This window comes from Ideonella aquatica (genome assembly GCF_018069755.1).
Taxonomy (GTDB): domain Bacteria; phylum Pseudomonadota; class Gammaproteobacteria; order Burkholderiales; family Burkholderiaceae_C; genus Ideonella; species Ideonella aquatica.
In genome coordinates this window covers 153,369-169,369 of the sequence record NZ_JAGQDE010000007.1, presented here as the reverse complement: position 1 = coordinate 169,369, position 16,001 = coordinate 153,369, and the positions used below count along the sequence as shown (strand labels likewise).

The following is a 16,001-nucleotide window of genomic DNA, read 5'->3' as shown; positions in this document are numbered from 1 at the left end:
CCACGCGTCCGGTGGTCGGGCCGCAAGAAGGTGTGCAGATGCGTCATTCCTGGTGGGTGCTGGGCCTGTGGGCCCTGGGTGTGCAAGCGGTCTGGGCGGCAACGCCCTGGGGGTCGGAGCGTCTGAGCGGCGCCGAGCTGTCGCGGATGCCGCTGCCGATGGTGAAGGCCTATGTGCGCGAGCGCATCGCCCAGCAGCGGCTGCGCGGTGAGCGCGCGGGCGCCGACACGACGCCGCCGGAGCTGACCCGGCTGTCGGTGGCACCGCAATCCGTGGCGGGCGAGGCGATGCTGGTGGACATCCGGGCCTCGGACAAGGGCTCGGGCATCATGCGCCTGGGCCTGTACGGTGGCGAACGGGGTCAGGAGGTCAGCCTGGCCTACGACTTTCCGGCGCCGCGCTGGAGCCTGGCCGAAACGCTCAGCGGTGAGGTCTCACGCTATACGCCACCGGGCCCGGTGACGCTGAGCTGGGCCTTCCTGGAAGACAAGGCCGGCAATTTCGTCGAGTACGAGGGCGAGGCGCTGACCCGCCTGGGGCCGTTGCAGACCACGGTGATCAATCCGCTGGGCGGCGACCGCACGCCACCCGAACTGGTGCGGGGCGTGATCGAAACGCCGCGCACCCGGCTGTCGCGCACCACCCCGGGGTCCGATGATGCGCGCTATGTCCGCGCGACGCTGACGGTGCGCGACCTGGGCGATCCGCAGGTGGCGGGTCCGGCGATGTCCTACCTGTACTTCTGCACGCTCGACGGACAGTCCTGCTTCGGCATGCGCAGCGACTGGCCAGGCCCGGGCGTCGCGCAAGCGGCGCTGCATTTCGGCGGGCAGCCGCACGCCGACGCGGTGCGACCCGGCGTGCACTACCTGCGGGAAGTGGCGTTGAGGGATCACGCCTGGCTGTGGCGGACCTACACCAGCCTGCGCTTTCCGGAGGGCACCGATGACCTGTCGGCCTGGTTCCCGGAGGGCGACAGCATCCTGGTCAAGCCCTGAGGCTCAGGCCGCGCCGGGGTAGAAGCCCTCGGTGTGCAGCAGCTCGTCGCGCGCACCCAGCGCACGGGCGGCGGCGACGCAATCGTCGACAAACGCGGTGGATCCGGCCACGAACACGCTGTGGCCGGACAGGTCCGGGAACAGCGTGGGCAGCAGCGCCGGGATGCGGCCACTCAGGCCGTTCCAGTCCGCGGGGGCCGGGCCGGTCAGTGTGGGCCGGTAGCTGAAGCCGCGGTGCTTGGCTGTCCACCAGGCCATCAGGCCGGTGTCGTAGACATCGTCTGGCGTGCGGCCCGAGTAGAGCAGCGTCACGCGCTGCTTGAAGCCACGGCGCAGTGCCGCCTCGGTCAGCGCCAGGATGGGTGCCAGGCCCGAGCCGGCGGCCAGGCATAGCACCGGCGTGTCCACCGCCGGGTCGCCGATGAAGGTGCCGTAGGGGCCGCTGACCTTGACCTGCTGACCCGGCAGCAGTTGCTCATGCACCCACCGGCTGGTGATGCCAGCCTCCTGGCGCGTCACCTGCAGCGTGATCTCGCCATCGTCGCGGGGCGCGCTGGCCAGCGAGTAGCTGCGCACCGGCGCACCCGCCGCCGCATCACCCAGCTGCACGTACTGGCCAGGCCAGTAGCGCATCGGCTCGCCCAGCGGGCGCAGCTTCAGCTCGATGATGCGCGGCGTGCGCACCACCCGGTCGGTGACCACGTGGTACTGCTGCTCGCGCGGCGGAAACAGCTTGGGTCCGGCGGCGTCGGTGCCCCACTCGATGACCAGCTCGTCCGACAGCGGCTTGGCCATGCACATCAGGCCATAGCCCTGGCGCCGCTCGTCCTGGCTCAGCGCCATGTCCAGCACGAAGCCCTGGTCGAAGTGGCCCGAGACCACCTTGACCTTGCACTCGCCGCACGCGCCCGCACGGCAGTTGTTCGGCAGGGCGTAGCCCGCCTTCTCCAGCGCCTCCAGCACGGTCAGGCCGCTGTCGCACTCGACCGTGCGTCCGCTGGGATGCAGACGAATCACACCCATTCAGTTCTCCGCTTTGACGCTGCGCCGACCGCGGCGGTACGCCGCCCCGTCAAGGACCGCGCGCGGAACCGGCTTCGCCGGGCCGCTGCGCGAGCCCCCTTGGGGGGTGGCGACCGCCAGGGAGCCTGGGGGCCTCAGAACACCGGGATGATGTCGACCATGTCAACGTCGCGGATCTCTTCGCCGGTGATGCCCACTTCGGGGATCGCCGGGAAGGGGATGCCGTACTTGTCGAGCACGCCCTTGAGGTTGAGCATGGCGCTCTTCCAGTTCTCCTTCTTGGCCTCGTATTCGGGCACGAAGAAGCCGGCGTTGCGCGCGACGGTCTCGATCTCGCGCTGCCAGGCGACGAAGTCGGCGGGGATGTCCCAGAAGTCCTCCGGCGGCTCGAACAGCACGCCCGACAGGAACAGGAAACCGGCGCGCACCTGCTTGGTGATCAGCGCCTTGTCGCTCAGGTCCATCTTCGGGTAGTCGCGCTCCATCAGCGAGAGGCAGATCGCCATGTGGCGGCCCTCGTCGCGGCCGATGTTCCGGAAGGCCTCCTTGAACACCGGCTCGGTGCACTTGGCGGCCATCTGGTGGAAGATCGTGGCGGCGGCGATCTCGCCCATCAGGAAGCTGCTGAACAGCACCGCCAGGCTGTACTTGGGCACGGCGTTCTTGTAGCCGTTCCAGTAGCGCCCGCCGTTGTAGTACAGCCAGTGCGCATTGCGCTGCGCCTTGCGACCGATCTCGGTCTTGGGCACATAGGTCAGCGGGTCCGGGTGCTCCAGCATCTTGGTGATGGCCAGGCCGCAGACCTGCTCGTGGTTCTGCTCGTCACGCGTCACGCTGAAGAAGCAGCGGCGCACCGGATCTTCCTCGTGCGCTTCGTAGGTCTTGATGAAGGCGGCAGCAAACACCGGCGGCGCCGAGGCGTCGAAGACCGACAGGATGGTCCACCAGTAGGCGATGGCCTCGCGCTCTTCCCAGCTGTACTTGCTGGCATCAAACGTGTCCCAGGGCAGCTTCTTCGGGTCCCAGTTCTCGCGCTGGGCGGCGTCCCAGATGTCTTCCAGCTTCTTCGTGTGGGCGTGCCAGCTCAGCGGATAGACGTTGGGCTGCGGCGTGATCGGCGGCAGCGCCATCGACTTTGCCAGGTGTTCGTGCTTGGCCATCGGGTGTCTCCTTGGGGGTGGGGTCTGTTCATTAACCGACCGGTCGGTAATCTAATTCAGTGAGGCCCTTGACGCAAGACAGGCCAGCGCCCGGATAAACCCTGATCGCCTCAGGGTGGCTGCTACACTGGCGTCGTCATGGGGGAGTAGCCGCCCTGCGCAAGGCAGGGGCCCGACGTCAACACACTTGGCCTGAAAGCGGCCATGGCGCGGGCAACCTCAACCGTCTGGCAAGACCTTTGACCACGCGTGCCGCCACTGGAGCCGGGGCGGCGCCGTGGTCATCGCGATCTGTGCCGGCCCCTGTTGGACATCACATGGAAGCCTTCCTCGTCTCGACCGGTCTGGTCGCCCTCGGTGAAATGGGTGACAAGACCCAGTTGCTGGCCCTGATGCTGGCCGCCAGGTTCCGCCGCCCCGCCCCCATCGTGCTGGGCATCCTGGTGGCCACGCTGCTCAACCATGCAGCGGCCGGCGCCGTGGGCGGCTGGGTCGCAGCGCAACTGGGGCCGGACCTGCTGCGCTGGGTGATCGGCGGCGGCTTCCTGGCGATGGCGGTGTGGATGCTGGTGCCCGACTCGCTGGACGAGGACACCGAGGGCGGCACGCAGCGCTGGGGCGTCTTCGGCACCACGCTGGTGGCCTTCTTCCTGGCAGAGATGGGCGACAAGACGCAGATCGCCACCGTCGCGCTGGCCGCGCGCTACCCCAGCCTGGTGGCGGTGGTGGCCGGCACCACGCTGGGCATGATGCTGGCCAACGTGCCGGCGGTGTTCCTGGGCGACGCGGTGTCCCGGCGCATCAACATGCGGCTGGTGCACACCATCGCCGCGGCCGTGTTCGCGCTGCTGGGTGTGCTGACCCTGCTGAACGTCGGCCAGCTCTTTTGAGCCAACATCACGCCATGACGACGCTGCACGACGACAGCCCCGGCGGCTGGCTGCACTCCCACGACTTCGACGCCGGCAACCCGGCCGGCGAGCGCGGCACGCGCCTGGTGATGTGGCTGACGCTGGCCACGATGGCGGTGGAGATCGCCGCCGGCTGGTGGTTCAACTCGATGGCCCTGCTGGCCGACGGCTGGCACATGAGCTCGCATGCGCTGGCGCTGGGGCTGGCGGCCGGCGCCTATGCGCTGGCCCGCCGCGAAGCGCGCGACCCGCGCTACGCCTTCGGCACCTGGAAGATCGAGGTGCTGGCCGGCTTTGCCAGCGCGGTGCTGCTGCTGGTGGTGGCGGCGCTGATGGTGGCCGGTTCGGTCGAGCGCCTGATCGACCCGCAGGCCATCCACTACCCCGAAGCCATGGCGGTGGCCGTACTGGGCCTGCTGGTCAACCTGGGCAGCGCCTGGCTGCTGGGGGGCGGCCATGGGCATGGGCACGACCATCACCATGCCCACGACCATGACCACGACCATGACCATCCCCACGACCTGAACCTGCGCTCGGCCCAGGTGCATGTGCTGACCGACGCCGCCACCTCGGTGCTGGCGATCGTCGCGCTGGGTGCCGGCTGGTGGCTGGGCTGGGCCTGGCTGGACCCGGTGATGGGCATCGTCGGCGCGGTGCTGGTGGCGCTGTGGGCCAAGGGCCTGGTCACCGACACCGCCCGCGTTCTGCTCGACCGCGAGATGGACCACCCGGTGGTGGCCGAGATCCGCGAGGTGGTCGAGGTGGACGGCGCACGCATCACCGACCTGCACGTCTGGCGCGTCGGCCGCGAGCGCTTTGCCTGCGCGATCACGCTGAGCGCCCCGCCCGGCCTGAGCGCCGCCGAGGTGCACCGCCGCCTGGCCGTGCACGAGGAGATCGTGCACGCCACGATCGAGCTGCAGTAGACCCCGGCCATGGACGCCAGCCACCAGCTGCCCTGGATCCCCGACAGCTTCGCCGCCCTCTACCAGGGCCAGCGCGGCAAGCTGCTGGTGCTGGTCGAGGAACTGCGCGCGCGCTACGAGCTGTGCGAGGACCTGGCCCAGCAGCTGATGCCCACCGCCCAGGCCCTGCACCACGATGACGGTCTGGCCGAGGACGATGTGCTGGGCCGCATGCAGGCCGCGCTGTCGGTGCCCGATTCGGGCCTGCGCGAGGACGAGGCCGGCTGGGTGGTCACCCGGCTGGCCGAGCTGCTGCGCTGGTAGACCGGCCGCGGCTCAGCGCGGCTGCAGCATCGCGCAGGTGGTGGTGGCGTGGGCGTAGAGCCGCCCGTCCGGGCCGTACAGCCGCCCCTCCGAGAACCCCAGCTGGCGCCCGGCGCTGATCACCTTGCCTTCGGCCCTCACCAGCGGCACATCATGGGTCAGCGCGCGCAGGTAGCTGATCTTCAGCTCGGCGGTGGTCTGCGCCCGGCCGGCCGGCAGCGTGGTGTGGATCGCGCAGGCCACCGCCGAGTCCAGCAGCGCGGCGATCCAGCCGCCATGGATGGTGCCCATCGGGTTGAGGAACTTGATGCTCGGCCGGCCCTGGAAGACGAAGCGGCCCTCTTCGTACTCGACCGGGTAGAAGTCCATCGACGCGCCGATCGGCACGCTGGGCAGCTCACCGCGACCGATGGCGGCGAAGAACTCCAGCCCGCTCAGGTGCGCCACATCGGCCGGGCGGGTCACGCCAGGCGGCGCCAGCGCGGCGCGCACGCGCGCCTCGTCGGCTTCCCAACGCGCCAGCGTGGCGGCGATCTCGTCATGCAGGGCGTGGCTGGCGGTGCTCATCGGGGTCTCTCCATTCCGTTGCAGATGCAATCATTGCATGTACAATGATAACCATGCCTGCCGCCCGCCCATCAGTCACCCTGGCGACAGCCGCCACGCCGCGCGGCTGCAGCCACTTCAAGCTGCGCCAGGCCGATCGCGTGGTCAGCCGCCACTATGACCGGCACCTGGCCGAGGTGGGGCTGAAGACCTCGCAGTACTCGCTGCTGGGGCACATCGCCGCGATGGCCCCGGTGCGGCCCGCCGAGCTGGCCGCGGCGATGGCGCTGGACGCTTCCACCCTGACCCGCAACCTGCAGCCGCTGGTGGCCCAGGGCTGGGTGGCGGTGGGCGCTGGCGACGACGCCCGCTCGCGCTCGGTGCAGCTCACCGAGGCCGGCCGCGCCAAGCATGCCGAAGCCAAGCGCGCCTGGAAGAAGGCGCAGCTGGCCTTCAACGCGCGCCTGGGCGAGGCGCGCGTGGCCGAGCTGCACGCGCTGCTCGACGACTGCCTGCAACTGCTGGACGCCGCCGAGCCCTGACACAGTCAGGTGGTCAAGCGCTCAGGCCGCCTGTCGCTGGTGCACCGCCAGCGTCTGCAGCACGGCCCGCGCCGCTTCGGTGCCCTTGAGCACGAAGTGCTCGCCAAACTGCTGCTGGTGCACCGGATGCTCATGGAAGTGGTGGGGCGTCAGCACCGCCGAGAACACCGGCACACCGGTGTCGAGCTGCACCCGCATCAGGCCGTCGATCACCGCCCGGCCAACGAAGTCGTGGCGGTAGATGCCGCCATCGACCACCAGCCCGAAGGCGACGATGGCATCAAAGCGGCCGCTGTCGGCCAGGCGCCGCGCCAGCAGCGGGATCTCGAAGGCGCCGGGCACCTCCAGGTACTCGATGCCGTCGGGCGGCCAGCCCTCGCGCAGCAGTTCGTCGGTGCAGGCGTCGCGGGCACGGTGGACGATCGCCGCATGCCACTGGGCACTGATCGCCGCCAGGCGGCGCGAGGGGAACTTCGGGATCTGATTCATGGTGATTTCCTTGAGTTGAAGGCCAGAATCAGGGCAAGCGAACGCGCGGCCCGCCGTGCAGGCACGGCAGCCGGTGCGGTTCTCTTTCATCCGGACTGTGACCGTCGGCCCCGGGATCACACCGGGTCTGCTGACCCCGTCCACGGGCGTGGACGGGCGCTCGCGGGCTTGTGTCGCGCCTGTTGCCAGGCGCCACCATCACCGCCGGTGGGGACTTCCACCCCGCCCTGAGAACATCGGCACCGCCGGCAGGCGGCACCGGCTTTGATCATCGCACAGGCCCGACAATGCGCGCCGATGAACCCCGAGACCTGGATCCTGCTGCTCACCGCCGCCCTGGCTGCCGGCGCCCTCAATGCGGTGGCGGGCGGCGGCAGCTTCCTGACCTTCCCGGCGCTGGTCTTTGCCGGTGTGCCGCCGATCGCCGCCAACGCCACCAGCGCGGTGGCGGTGAGCCCCGGCTACCTGGGCAGCACGCTGGGGTTCCGGCCTGAGCTGGCGGCCTTGCCGCGGCCGCGGCTGTGGGCCGAGGGCGCGGTGTGCGCCGCGGGCGGCCTGGCCGGGGCTGGGCTGCTGCTGGTGACGCCAGCCAAGGTCTTTTCGGCATTGGTGCCCTGGCTGCTGCTGTTCGCCACCGCGCTGTTCGCGCTGGCGCCCTGGCTGACCGGGCGGCGCGGCGGCGCCGCGCATCCCGCAGCGCGCCTGGCCGGGCTGGCCTGCGTGGCGGTCTATGGCGGCTACTTCAACGGCGGCCTGGGCATCCTGCTGATGGCGCTGTACGCGATCACTGGCGAGACCTCGATCAACACCGCCAACGCGCTGAAGAACCTCAACTCGCTGGTGCTGTCGCTGCTGTCGGTGGCGGCCTTCGCCTGGGCCGGTGCGGTGGCCTGGCCGCAGGCGCTGGCGATGGCGGCCGCCGCCACGGTCGGCGGCTATGCCGGCGCGCGCGTGGCGCGGCGACTGCCGCCCAAGCTGCTGCGCGGCGGTGTCATCGCCACCGGGCTGGTGATGGCGGCGCTGTTCTTCGCGCGCGGCTGATCAGAGCAGTTCGGCCACGGTGGCCGCTGGCCGGCACATCCGCGTGGCCCGGGGCGAGACCACGATCGGCCGGTTGATCAGCACCGGGTGCGCCAGCATCGCGTCGAGCAACGCATCGTCACTGGCGCCGTCCAGCGCCAGCTCGGTGTAGAGCGCCTCCTTGGCGCGCACCAGGCCGCGCACACCCTGGCCCATGTCGCGCGCCAGACGCTGCAGGGTGGCGCGGTCGGGCGGGGTCTTCAGGTACTCCACCACCTGGGGCTCGATGCCCGCATCGCGCAGCGCGGCCAGCACCTGGCGCGAGGTGCTGCAGCGCGGGTTGTGGAAGATCGTCCAGCCGCTCATCAGTTCTTGCCGGCCTTGGCGGCGCCCTCGTGGTTCAGGTTCAGGAAGGGCACCGGCGCGCCGGCGTAGATGTTCTGCGGCAGCTCGCCGTTCCAGCGCTCGGCCTTGATCTTTTCCACCTCGATGCGGCGCAGCTCCAGCACCTCGCGGCTCTGCGCCAGCGCGGCGTTCTGGATCTTCAGCGCCTCGGCCTGCGCGGTGGCCGCCTTCAGCGCGGCATAGGCCTCGCCATCGGCCTTGGCCTTCAGCGCGGTGGCTTCGGCCTCGGCAATGGCGACCTTCTGCTTCTGCTCGGCCTCGACCGTGCGCACCTTGTTCTCGGCCGCCAGGCGCAGCTGCTCCTGCGTCACCTTCTGGTTGATCGCCGACATGTAGTCCTGCGAGAAGCTGAAGTTGCGCATGTCGACGTTGATCACCTGCGCGCCGTAGATGGCCAGCTTGGCGCGCAGTGCGGTGACGATGTCACCGCTGACCGCGGCGCGCTTGGCGATCAGGTCGGGCGCGTTGTAGCGCGCCGTCACTGCCTTGAAGACTTCCTGGGTGGCGGTCTGCACATAGCTCTGCAAGTCGCCGTCGCGGCTGTACTTCTCGAAAACCTCGGCCACCTTGTCGGTCTGGATGCTGTAGCGCACCGTCAGGCTGACCTTGACCGGCTGCGTGTCGCTGGTGCTGCCCTCGGCGTTCTCGACCGTGGCCTCCTCGGCGCGGATGTTGAAGATGCTCAGCGACTGCCAGGGCCAGATCAGCGTGAAGCCCTCGTTCTCGATGCCCTTGATCGCGCCGCCCACGGTGATCACGCCGCGGTGGCCGGTGGGCACGGTGCGCAGCGGCCACAGCCACCACAGCAGGGCCACCACGGCCAGCAGCGTCACGGCCTTGCGCAGCAGCCCGGGGGCGGCCGACGGCGTGTCACTGCCACGCGCAAACAGACTCCTCACGTCCATGCTCTCCTCCTGTTGGTGGGCACAGTGTAGGAGCATGCCCGCAGCGCCCACCGGCCCATGGCTGACGGCGCACAATCGCCCGCATGAAATACCTGCACACCATGGTCCGCGTGACCGATCTCGACGCCTCGCTGCGCTTCTACCGCGACGCCCTGGGCCTGGAGGTCCTGCGCCGCAACGACTACCCGCAGGGCCGCTTCACGCTGGTCTTCCTGGCGGCGCCCGGCGACCACAGCGCCCAGGTGGAACTGACCCACAACTGGGATCCCGAGGCCTACAGCGGCGGCCGCAATTTCGGCCACCTGGCCTACGCGGCCAAAGACATCTACGCCACCTGCCAGCGCCTGCAGGACCACGGCGTGACCATCCTGCGCCCGCCGCGCGACGGCCGCATGGCCTTCGTGCGCTCGCCCGACCAGATCAGCATCGAGCTGCTGCAGGACGGCCCGGCGCTGGCGCCGGCCGAGCCCTGGGCCTCGATGCCCAACACCGGCAGCTGGTGATCAGGTGCGGCGGATCATGGCTTGGCGCGGCCGTCTGGGCTGACGTCGTAGCCATTGTCGAGCACCACGCGCCAGCGGCCGTCGGCCTCGCGCCGCCAGGTGCTGTAAAAGCGCGCCACCAGCGTGCCGGCTGGGTCCGTGACCGGCCCGATCGACTGCGCCAGACCGCCGCTGCCGATCACCTCGACCAGCTCGGGCTTCCAGGCAAACGGCGCCTTCGGACCGTCGAAGAAGCGCTTCCAGTGCGCCAGCACGGCATCCTTGCCGCGCAGCGGCTGGCCGCCGTTGAGGAACACGGCATCGTCGGCCACGAAGCCGGCGAAGGCGCCCCAGTCACGGCGCGCCATGCTGTCTGCGAAGGCAGTTTCGGCGGCGCGCACTTCCTCGCGCAGCGCCGCCAGATCGGGCGCGCCAGCCGCCCCGGCCGGTAGCGCGGCCAGCAGCCACAGGGTGGGGTCGAACAGGCGGCGCAACGGGTTCATCGGCACTCCTTCGCCCCAGGCCGGGGCCGGTCGGATTGTCCCGCCGCAAGCTTCGTGTCGGGAAGCGGATGCTAAGATTTCGTCCGTTGGTGCCTGGGCCGTCCATCGTGGCGGCTTGGGGTAAACGGGAAGCAGGAAGGCCGCCCTCGACGAGGAACGCCCAACCTGCGCTGCCCCCGCAACGGTAAGCGGACAGGGTGCCGGTCTCGGCCCCCTCGCTCGTGCTCCCTCGCCACTGAAGCCTCGGCTTCGGGAAGGCCGCACGGGTCGTCTCCGCCAGCCCGGATACCGGCCAACGACGGGGTGGTGCTGCGCAGGCGGCGTCACCGACATGGTGCCCAGCTGCGGGGAAGCGGCCGGGCACGACCATCGCTCCTGGCCGGCCCGACAGCGCCAGCCGGGGCGCCTTTGCAGAAGCTTCCATGATGTTCCCGCGCACCGCGCTTGCCCTGGCCACGCTGCTGGCCGCTTCGCCCCTGGGCGCCTTCGCCCAGTCCACTCCCTCCGACGACGACCTGGTCGTCACCGCCGCCCGCCAGCCGCAACGCGCCCGCGCCGCGGTGCGGCCGGTGCAGGTGATCACCGCCGAGGACATCCGAGCCGCCGGCGCCGGCTCGCTGACCGAGCTGCTGCGCAGCCTGGGCGGCGTCGAGACCAGCACCAACGGCGGCCTGGGCCAGATCAGCGGCGTGTTCATGCGCGGCGCCAACAGCGACCACACCGTGGTGCTGGTCGACGGCGTGCGCATCGGCTCGGCCACGCTGGGCACGGCGCCGCTGGAGGCCATTCCGCTGGCCCTGATCGAGCGCGTGGAGCTGCTGCCCGGCGCCTCCAGCAGCCTGTACGGTGCCGACGCGATCGGCGGCGTGATCCAGATCTTCACCAAGACCGCGCAGCGCAGCCCAGGCGTCGATCTGTCCTGGACCGCCGGCGAGCGCGGTCTGGCCCGCGTGGCCGGCAGCTATGCGGCGCGCCTGGGTCAGACCGAGCTGTCGCTGGGCGCCACCGCGCTGCGCAGCGACGGCTACAACGTCTCCGATCCCAGCTTCTGGGGCTACAACCCCGACCGCGACGGCAGCCGCCAGCTGGGCCTGCAAGCCCGCGTGGTGCAGCACCTGGACGGCGGCCATCAGCTGGGTCTGCAGTTCCTGCGCAGCGACAGCACCGTGCAGTACGACGCCACCGCCGTGGCCGACGACCTCAGCCGTGACCGCACCCAGACCCTGGCCGCGCACTGGAGCGGTCCGCTGCTGCCCGGGGTCGAGCACACGCTGCGCCTGGCCCGCAGCTGGGACGACAACCACCTGGCCGGCAGCTCCACGGTCTTCACCGACACCACCCAGGACCAGCTCTCGTGGATCGGTCGCCACCGCGTGGCCGGCGGCACGCTCAGCGCCGGCCTGGAGTGGTCGCGCCAGGCGGTGGACAGCGCCACCGCCTATGCCCGCGACAGCCGCAACGTGGGCAGCGGCCTGCTGGGCTGGCAGGCGGCCTATGGCGCGCTGTCGGTGCAGGCCGATCTGCGCCATGACCGCAACAGCCAGTACGGCGGCCACAGCACCGGCCAGCTGGGCCTGGCCTGGCAGGCCTCCAGCTCGCTGCGCCTGCGCGGTGCGCTGGGCAGCGCCTTCAAGGCGCCCACCTTCAACCAGCTCTACTACAGCGACAACTTCGGCAGCAACGGCAACCCGGCCCTGCAACCCGAGCGCAGCGTCAATGCCGAGCTGGGCGCCGACCTGTCGGCAGGCGGCGTGCAGTGGAGCGCGACGCTGTTCTCCAACCGCATCCGCCAGTTGATCAACTGGGTCGAGACGGTGCCGGGCAGCTTCAGCTACCAGCCGCGCAACACCGCGCGCGCCCGCATCGACGGCCTGGTGCTCGGCGCCAGCGGCACGCTGCCCACCGGCACCCGTGTGCGCGTCAGCCTGACCGCGCAGTCGCCCGAGGACAGCGACACCGGCGCGCAGCTGCAGCGCCGGGCCCGCCAGTTCGCCCAGCTGCACTTGGTGCAGCCGATGGGCGACTGGTCGCTGGGCAGCGACCTGGGCTACAGCGGTGCGCGCTGGGACTCGGTGGACGAGAGCGCCGGCACCCGCATGGGTGGCTACGCCACGCTGGCGCTGTTCGCCCGCTGGCGCGTGACGCCAGAATGGTCGCTCGAGGGTCGCGTCGACAACCTCACCGACCGCAGCTACCAGCAAGCGCTGGGCTATGTCGCCCCGGGCCGCCAGGCCCAGCTGACGCTGCGCTGGACGCCGCTGTTCTGACCATGGACCGGCCACGCCGCATCGGCTTCGGACCGCGCGCCCAGGGCGCGCTGGTCGCGCTGGTGCTGCACGGTGCCGCCTGGGCGCTGGTGTGGCCGGCGCTGAACAGCCGGCCGGCCGCCGCCGCGCCGGAGCGCGGCCCGGCGCTGATCTATCTCAGCGCCCCGGCCGTGGGGGCGGCGGTACCGGTGCATCACACCGAACCGCGGCCTCAGGTCCGGGCGCCGCGGCACGCCGCGCCGCCGATCACGGCCGAGCCTCGTCCCACGTCGGACGCCGCACTGCCCGCCCCGGCCCCGGCGCCCACACTGCTGCTGGCCGTGGCCGCCCCACCCGCGGCCAGCCTGCCGCGCAATGGCCTGCCCGCAAGTGCCCCGGCCAGCGCGGCACCGCTGGTCGCCACCACGCTGCCCGCACGCCCGCTGCCCGGCAACACCCTGCCCGCCTACCCCGAGGCCGCGCGCGAGGACGGCCTGCAGGGCCGCGTGCGCCTGCAGCTGCACATCGATGCCGAGGGCCGCGTCGAGTCGGTGCAGTGGTTGCAGCGCAGCGGCATCGCCCTGCTCGACCTGGCCGCGCGCGACGCCGCCCGCGCCTGGCGCTACGAACCCGCCCGCGTCGGGGCCGAGGCCGTGCCCAGCACGCTGACTGTGGCCATCCGCTTCCAGCTCGACCAACCGGTCGGCGCCACGCTGCTGGCCAGCCAATGAGCGCCTTGCGCCGCCCCGGCCCGGTGCTGGCGCTGCTGGTGGCGGTGCTGGCCGGGCTGTTCCTGCTGGCCCTGTCGGTGGGCAGCGTGACGATCACACCCGCCGATCTGCCCACCTTGCTGCGCCACCCCGACGCCTCGGCCGAGGCCGAGATCCTGCACCGCCTGCGCCTGCCGCGCGCGCTGGCCGCCCTCAGCGTGGGCGCGCTGCTGGCCCTGGCGGGCGCGCTGATGCAGGTGCTGCTGCGCAACCCGCTGGCCGACCCCTATGTGCTGGGCCTGTCGGGCGGCGCCGCGCTGGGCGCGCTGGGGCTGATGGTGCTGGGCGGCGGCGCACTGGCGGTGCATGGTGGCGCCTTCGCCGGCGCCTTCGCGGCGGTGCTGATGGTCTTTGCACTGGCCCACCCGGACCTGGGCCGCATCGAGCTGGCCAGCCGCCAGGACGCCACGCCGCGCCTGCTGCTGACCGGCGTGATGCTCTCGGCAGTGGCGATGGCCGGCGTCGGCCTGCTGCTGGCGCTGGCGCCCGACGCGCAACTCAAGGGCATGCTGTTCTGGATGATGGGCGACCTCTCGGCGGCCGAGCCGGCGTGGCCGGTGCTGCTGGCCCCCTGGGCACTGCTGGCCGGGCTGTGGCCGCTGGGCCGCGAGCTGAACCTGCTGCTGCGCGGCCCCGGCGCGGCGCAGATGCTGGGCGTGCCGGTGGCGCGGGTGCGGCTGGTCGTCTACCTGGCCGCCTCGGCGGCAGCGGCGCTGGCCGTGGCCACCGCCGGCACGATCGGCTTTGTCGGCCTGGTGGTGCCGCATGCGCTGCGCCTGCTGATCGGCAACGACCAGCGCTGGCTGCTGCCGGCCAGCGCGCTGGCCGGGGGTGTGTTCCTGCTGGCCGCCGACACCTTGGCACGCACCGTGGCCGCACCGCTGCAGCTGCCGGTGGGCGTGGTCACTGCGTTGGTGGGGGCGCCGGCCTTCATCGCGCTGTTGACGCGCGGGGGCCAGCGATGACGCTGCTGTCCACCCGCGGCCTGACGGTGCGCATCGGCACGCGCGTGCTGGTGGCCGCGCTGGACCTGGCGGTGCGGCGCGGCGAGGTCTGGTGCCTGCTGGGCCCCAACGGCGTGGGCAAGACCACGCTGCTGCACACGCTGGCCGGCGCGCGCGCGCCCGAGGCCGGCTCGGTGTGGCTGGGAGACCAGCCGCTGTCCGCACGGCCGCTGGCCGAGCAGGCCTGCTGGCGCGGCTTCGTGCCGCAGTCGGTGCATGACGCCTTTCCGGCGCCGGTGCTGGATGTTGTGCTGCAGGGCCGCCATCCGCACCTCTCGCGCTGGCACTGGGAGGGCGAGGCCGACCGCACACTGGCGCTGGCCGCGCTGGCCCGCGTGGGCCTGGCCGGCTTCGAGTCGCGCGATGTGACCACGCTGTCCGGTGGCGAGCGCCAGCGCGTCGCGCTGGCCACGCTGCTGACCCAGGACCCGCCGCTGGCGCTGCTGGACGAGCCGCTGGCCCACCTGGACCTGGCCCAGCAGCTGCGTGTGGCCGAACTGCTGGCCTGCGAAGCACGAGAGCGCGGGCGCGGCCTGCTGCTGTCCATCCACGACCTCAGCCTGGCCCAGCGCCTGGCCACCCACGCCCTGCTGCTGCCCGGCGACGGCCGCGCGATCGCCGGCCCCGCCGCCGAGGTGATGACCGAGGCCGCGCTGTCCGCCGCCTTCGGCCACCCGCTGAGCGCTGTCCACGCCCACGGCCACCGCTGGTGGCTGCCTGCCTGATGCGCACCGAATTTCATATCCTTCCAGTCTCCACCGCGCTCGACGCCGAGCTGCGCCACGCAATCGACCGCAAGACCAAGCCGCTGGGCGCACTCGGCCGGCTCGAGGACCTGGCGCTGCAGCTGGGCCGCATCCAGGGCACGCTGCGGCCGGTGATCGAGCGGCCGCGCGTGATCGTCTTCGCCGGTGACCACGGCATCGCCGCCGAGGGCGTCAGCGCCTACCCGCAGGACGTCACCTGGCAGATGGTGATGAACTTCGTGCAGGGCGGCGCGGCGGTCAATGCACTGGCGCGCAGCCTGGGCGTGGAGGTGGAGGTGGTCGATGCCGGCGTGGCGCACCACTTCGGTCCGCTGCCCGGCCTGGTCGATGCCAAGCGGGGCCACGGCACCCGCAACTGCGCTACCGAGCCGGCGATGACGCCCGCGCAGTGCGAGGCCGCGCTGGCCTGCGGCCGCTTGCGCGTGCAGGCCGCGCAGGCCGACGGCTGCACGCTGCTGGCCTTTGGCGAGATGGGCATTGCCAACACCAGCGCCGCCAGCCTGCTGCTGCACAAGCTGCGCCATGTGCCGCTGGAGGTGGCCACCGGCCGCGGCACCGGCCTGGATGACGCCGGCCTGGTGCACAAGCGCGCTGTGCTGGCGCGCGCCGCGGCGCGCACCGGTGGCATCTCCGACGGCCGCGAGGCGCTGGTCGAGTACGGCGGCTTCGAGATCGCCATGATGGCCGGTGCGATGCTGGGCGCCGCCGAGGCCGGCATCGCCTTCGTGGTGGACGGCTTCATCACCGGCAGCGCCTTCCTGGCGGCGCAGTGCATCGAGCCCGCGCTGCGCGACCATGCCATCTTCGCCCACCGCTCGGCCGAGGCCGGGCACGGCGCCATGCTCGAGCTGCTGCACGCCGATCCGCTGCTGGACCTGGGTCTGCGCCTGGGCGAAGGCACCGGCGCCGTGCTGGCCGTGCCGCTGCTGCGCGCCGCCTGCGCCTTCCTGGGCGAGATGGCCAGCTTCGACAGTGCGGGCGTCAGCGAGCAAGGCGGGTGA

Annotated in this window: 19 protein-coding genes and 3 riboswitches; of the genes, 12 read left to right on the top strand and 7 right to left on the bottom strand. The window is 71.7% G+C overall.

Annotated elements, in window-relative coordinates:
* The first annotated feature begins 38 nt into the window (after window positions 1-38).
* A complete protein-coding gene (locus tag KAK06_RS10395) occupies window positions 39-998 on the top strand; it encodes a hypothetical protein (protein ID WP_210801989.1) in 960 nt (319 codons plus the stop codon).
* Window positions 999-1,001: 3 nt separating this feature from the next.
* Here KAK06_RS10395 and KAK06_RS10390 read toward each other — a convergent pair whose 3' ends face one another.
* Both KAK06_RS10390 and KAK06_RS10385 read right to left on the bottom strand, forming a co-directional pair.
* The gene (locus KAK06_RS10390; protein ID WP_210801987.1) at window positions 1,002-2,021 is read right to left on the bottom strand and encodes a 2Fe-2S iron-sulfur cluster-binding protein; all 1,020 of its coding nucleotides are present in this window, start codon (window positions 2,019-2,021) and stop codon (window positions 1,002-1,004) included.
* Window positions 2,022-2,155: 134 nt separating this feature from the next.
* Complete coding sequence (locus KAK06_RS10385) at window positions 2,156-3,181, bottom strand: ferritin-like domain-containing protein (RefSeq protein WP_210801985.1); 1,026 nt, start codon at window positions 3,179-3,181, stop codon at window positions 2,156-2,158.
* Window positions 3,182-3,305: 124 nt separating this feature from the next.
* A riboswitch (yybP-ykoY riboswitch) is annotated at window positions 3,306-3,489 on the top strand.
* Between the two features lie 9 nt (window positions 3,490-3,498).
* Between KAK06_RS10385 and KAK06_RS10380 the strand changes: the two genes are divergently transcribed.
* Genes KAK06_RS10380 through KAK06_RS10370 form a run of 3 tightly spaced genes read left to right on the top strand, consistent with a single transcriptional unit; the run spans window position 3,499 to window position 5,321 of the window.
* On the top strand, window positions 3,499-4,071 hold the full coding sequence (locus KAK06_RS10380) for a TMEM165/GDT1 family protein (protein WP_210801983.1): 573 nt from the start codon (window positions 3,499-3,501) through the stop codon (window positions 4,069-4,071).
* 14 nt (window positions 4,072-4,085) lie between these two features.
* The gene (gene dmeF / locus KAK06_RS10375; protein ID WP_210801981.1) at window positions 4,086-5,018 is read left to right on the top strand and encodes a CDF family Co(II)/Ni(II) efflux transporter DmeF; all 933 of its coding nucleotides are present in this window, start codon (window positions 4,086-4,088) and stop codon (window positions 5,016-5,018) included.
* A 9-nt stretch (window positions 5,019-5,027) separates the two neighbouring features.
* On the top strand, window positions 5,028-5,321 hold the full coding sequence (locus KAK06_RS10370; protein ID WP_210801974.1) for a hypothetical protein: 294 nt from the start codon (window positions 5,028-5,030) through the stop codon (window positions 5,319-5,321).
* 12 nt (window positions 5,322-5,333) lie between these two features.
* Here the strand turns inward: KAK06_RS10370 and KAK06_RS10365 are convergent, their stop codons facing one another.
* Window positions 5,334-5,888: a PaaI family thioesterase gene (locus KAK06_RS10365; protein ID WP_210801973.1), complete on the bottom strand. Its 555-nt coding sequence runs from the start codon at window positions 5,886-5,888 to the stop codon at window positions 5,334-5,336.
* A gap of 44 nt (window positions 5,889-5,932) precedes the next feature.
* Here KAK06_RS10365 and KAK06_RS10360 point away from each other — a divergent pair, with 44 nt between their 5' ends.
* Window positions 5,933-6,409, top strand: coding sequence for a MarR family winged helix-turn-helix transcriptional regulator (locus tag KAK06_RS10360; protein ID WP_210801971.1), 477 nt, complete (start codon window positions 5,933-5,935; stop codon window positions 6,407-6,409).
* A 21-nt stretch (window positions 6,410-6,430) separates the two neighbouring features.
* On the opposite strand, the gene KAK06_RS10355 is transcribed toward KAK06_RS10360, so the two are convergent.
* Entirely contained in the window at window positions 6,431-6,898 is a 468-nt protein-coding gene (locus KAK06_RS10355) for a 6,7-dimethyl-8-ribityllumazine synthase (protein WP_210801969.1), read from the bottom strand.
* Between the two features lie 74 nt (window positions 6,899-6,972).
* Window positions 6,973-7,137: riboswitch (FMN riboswitch) on the bottom strand.
* 58 nt (window positions 7,138-7,195) lie between these two features.
* On the opposite strand from KAK06_RS10355, the gene KAK06_RS10350 reads away from it, so the two are divergent.
* Window positions 7,196-7,939 carry a sulfite exporter TauE/SafE family protein gene (locus tag KAK06_RS10350; RefSeq protein ID WP_210801967.1) on the top strand — a complete coding sequence of 248 codons (744 nt, stop codon included), beginning with the start codon at window positions 7,196-7,198 and terminating at the stop codon, window positions 7,937-7,939.
* Here the strand turns inward: KAK06_RS10350 and arsC are convergent, their stop codons facing one another.
* Window positions 7,940-8,284, bottom strand: a complete 345-nt coding sequence (gene arsC / locus KAK06_RS10345; protein WP_210801965.1) for an arsenate reductase (glutaredoxin) — start codon at window positions 8,282-8,284, stop codon at window positions 7,940-7,942. It abuts the gene before it with no gap.
* Window positions 8,284-9,228 (bottom strand): prohibitin family protein, encoded by a 945-nt coding sequence (locus tag KAK06_RS10340; RefSeq protein ID WP_210801963.1) that lies wholly within the window; start codon window positions 9,226-9,228, stop codon window positions 8,284-8,286. The genes arsC and KAK06_RS10340 overlap by 1 nt, the downstream gene beginning before the upstream one ends.
* Window positions 9,229-9,311: 83 nt before the next feature.
* Between KAK06_RS10340 and KAK06_RS10335 the strand changes: the two genes are divergently transcribed.
* Window positions 9,312-9,731, top strand: a complete 420-nt coding sequence (locus KAK06_RS10335) for a VOC family protein (protein WP_210801961.1) — start codon at window positions 9,312-9,314, stop codon at window positions 9,729-9,731.
* Window positions 9,732-9,745: 14 nt separating this feature from the next.
* On the opposite strand, the gene KAK06_RS10330 is transcribed toward KAK06_RS10335, so the two are convergent.
* Entirely contained in the window at window positions 9,746-10,213 is a 468-nt protein-coding gene (locus tag KAK06_RS10330; RefSeq protein WP_210801959.1) for a YybH family protein, read from the bottom strand.
* Between the two features lie 70 nt (window positions 10,214-10,283).
* Window positions 10,284-10,524, top strand: a riboswitch (cobalamin riboswitch).
* A gap of 111 nt (window positions 10,525-10,635) precedes the next feature.
* On the opposite strand from KAK06_RS10330, the gene KAK06_RS10325 reads away from it, so the two are divergent.
* Genes KAK06_RS10325 through cobT form a run of 5 tightly spaced genes read left to right on the top strand, consistent with a single transcriptional unit; the run spans window position 10,636 to window position 16,001 of the window.
* Window positions 10,636-12,480 carry a TonB-dependent receptor domain-containing protein gene (locus KAK06_RS10325; protein ID WP_210801957.1) on the top strand — a complete coding sequence of 615 codons (1,845 nt, stop codon included), beginning with the start codon at window positions 10,636-10,638 and terminating at the stop codon, window positions 12,478-12,480.
* A gap of 2 nt (window positions 12,481-12,482) precedes the next feature.
* Window positions 12,483-13,190 carry an energy transducer TonB gene (locus tag KAK06_RS10320; protein ID WP_210801955.1) on the top strand — a complete coding sequence of 236 codons (708 nt, stop codon included), beginning with the start codon at window positions 12,483-12,485 and terminating at the stop codon, window positions 13,188-13,190.
* A complete protein-coding gene (locus tag KAK06_RS10315; RefSeq protein ID WP_210801953.1) occupies window positions 13,187-14,194 on the top strand; it encodes a FecCD family ABC transporter permease in 1,008 nt (335 codons plus the stop codon). Before KAK06_RS10320 ends, KAK06_RS10315 begins: the two co-directional genes overlap by 4 nt.
* Window positions 14,191-14,958 carry an ABC transporter ATP-binding protein gene (locus tag KAK06_RS10310; protein ID WP_210801952.1) on the top strand — a complete coding sequence of 256 codons (768 nt, stop codon included), beginning with the start codon at window positions 14,191-14,193 and terminating at the stop codon, window positions 14,956-14,958. The genes KAK06_RS10315 and KAK06_RS10310 overlap by 4 nt, the downstream gene beginning before the upstream one ends.
* Entirely contained in the window at window positions 14,958-16,001 is a 1,044-nt protein-coding gene (gene cobT, locus KAK06_RS10305; RefSeq protein WP_210801950.1) for a nicotinate-nucleotide--dimethylbenzimidazole phosphoribosyltransferase, read from the top strand. Before KAK06_RS10310 ends, cobT begins: the two co-directional genes overlap by 1 nt.

What these genes read in the sequence shown, in the direction of transcription:
- KAK06_RS10395 (WP_210801989.1), top strand. Translation starts at nt 39, where the DNA reads ATGCGTCATTCCTGGTGGGTGCTGGGCCTGTGGGCCCTGGGTGTGCAA.
- KAK06_RS10390 (WP_210801987.1), bottom strand. Translation starts at nt 2,021, where the DNA reads ATGGGTGTGATTCGTCTGCATCCCAGCGGACGCACGGTCGAGTGCGAC.
- KAK06_RS10385 (WP_210801985.1), bottom strand. Translation starts at nt 3,181, where the DNA reads ATGGCCAAGCACGAACACCTGGCAAAGTCGATGGCGCTGCCGCCGATC.
- KAK06_RS10380 (WP_210801983.1), top strand. Translation starts at nt 3,499, where the DNA reads ATGGAAGCCTTCCTCGTCTCGACCGGTCTGGTCGCCCTCGGTGAAATG.
- dmeF (WP_210801981.1), top strand. Translation starts at nt 4,086, where the DNA reads ATGACGACGCTGCACGACGACAGCCCCGGCGGCTGGCTGCACTCCCAC.
- KAK06_RS10370 (WP_210801974.1), top strand. Translation starts at nt 5,028, where the DNA reads ATGGACGCCAGCCACCAGCTGCCCTGGATCCCCGACAGCTTCGCCGCC.
- KAK06_RS10365 (WP_210801973.1), bottom strand. Translation starts at nt 5,888, where the DNA reads ATGAGCACCGCCAGCCACGCCCTGCATGACGAGATCGCCGCCACGCTG.
- KAK06_RS10360 (WP_210801971.1), top strand. Translation starts at nt 5,933, where the DNA reads ATGATAACCATGCCTGCCGCCCGCCCATCAGTCACCCTGGCGACAGCC.
- KAK06_RS10355 (WP_210801969.1), bottom strand. Translation starts at nt 6,898, where the DNA reads ATGAATCAGATCCCGAAGTTCCCCTCGCGCCGCCTGGCGGCGATCAGT.
- KAK06_RS10350 (WP_210801967.1), top strand. Translation starts at nt 7,196, where the DNA reads ATGAACCCCGAGACCTGGATCCTGCTGCTCACCGCCGCCCTGGCTGCC.
- arsC (WP_210801965.1), bottom strand. Translation starts at nt 8,284, where the DNA reads ATGAGCGGCTGGACGATCTTCCACAACCCGCGCTGCAGCACCTCGCGC.
- KAK06_RS10340 (WP_210801963.1), bottom strand. Translation starts at nt 9,228, where the DNA reads ATGGACGTGAGGAGTCTGTTTGCGCGTGGCAGTGACACGCCGTCGGCC.
- KAK06_RS10335 (WP_210801961.1), top strand. Translation starts at nt 9,312, where the DNA reads ATGAAATACCTGCACACCATGGTCCGCGTGACCGATCTCGACGCCTCG.
- KAK06_RS10330 (WP_210801959.1), bottom strand. Translation starts at nt 10,213, where the DNA reads ATGAACCCGTTGCGCCGCCTGTTCGACCCCACCCTGTGGCTGCTGGCC.
- KAK06_RS10325 (WP_210801957.1), top strand. Translation starts at nt 10,636, where the DNA reads ATGATGTTCCCGCGCACCGCGCTTGCCCTGGCCACGCTGCTGGCCGCT.
- KAK06_RS10320 (WP_210801955.1), top strand. Translation starts at nt 12,483, where the DNA reads ATGGACCGGCCACGCCGCATCGGCTTCGGACCGCGCGCCCAGGGCGCG.
- KAK06_RS10315 (WP_210801953.1), top strand. Translation starts at nt 13,187, where the DNA reads ATGAGCGCCTTGCGCCGCCCCGGCCCGGTGCTGGCGCTGCTGGTGGCG.
- KAK06_RS10310 (WP_210801952.1), top strand. Translation starts at nt 14,191, where the DNA reads ATGACGCTGCTGTCCACCCGCGGCCTGACGGTGCGCATCGGCACGCGC.
- cobT (WP_210801950.1), top strand. Translation starts at nt 14,958, where the DNA reads ATGCGCACCGAATTTCATATCCTTCCAGTCTCCACCGCGCTCGACGCC.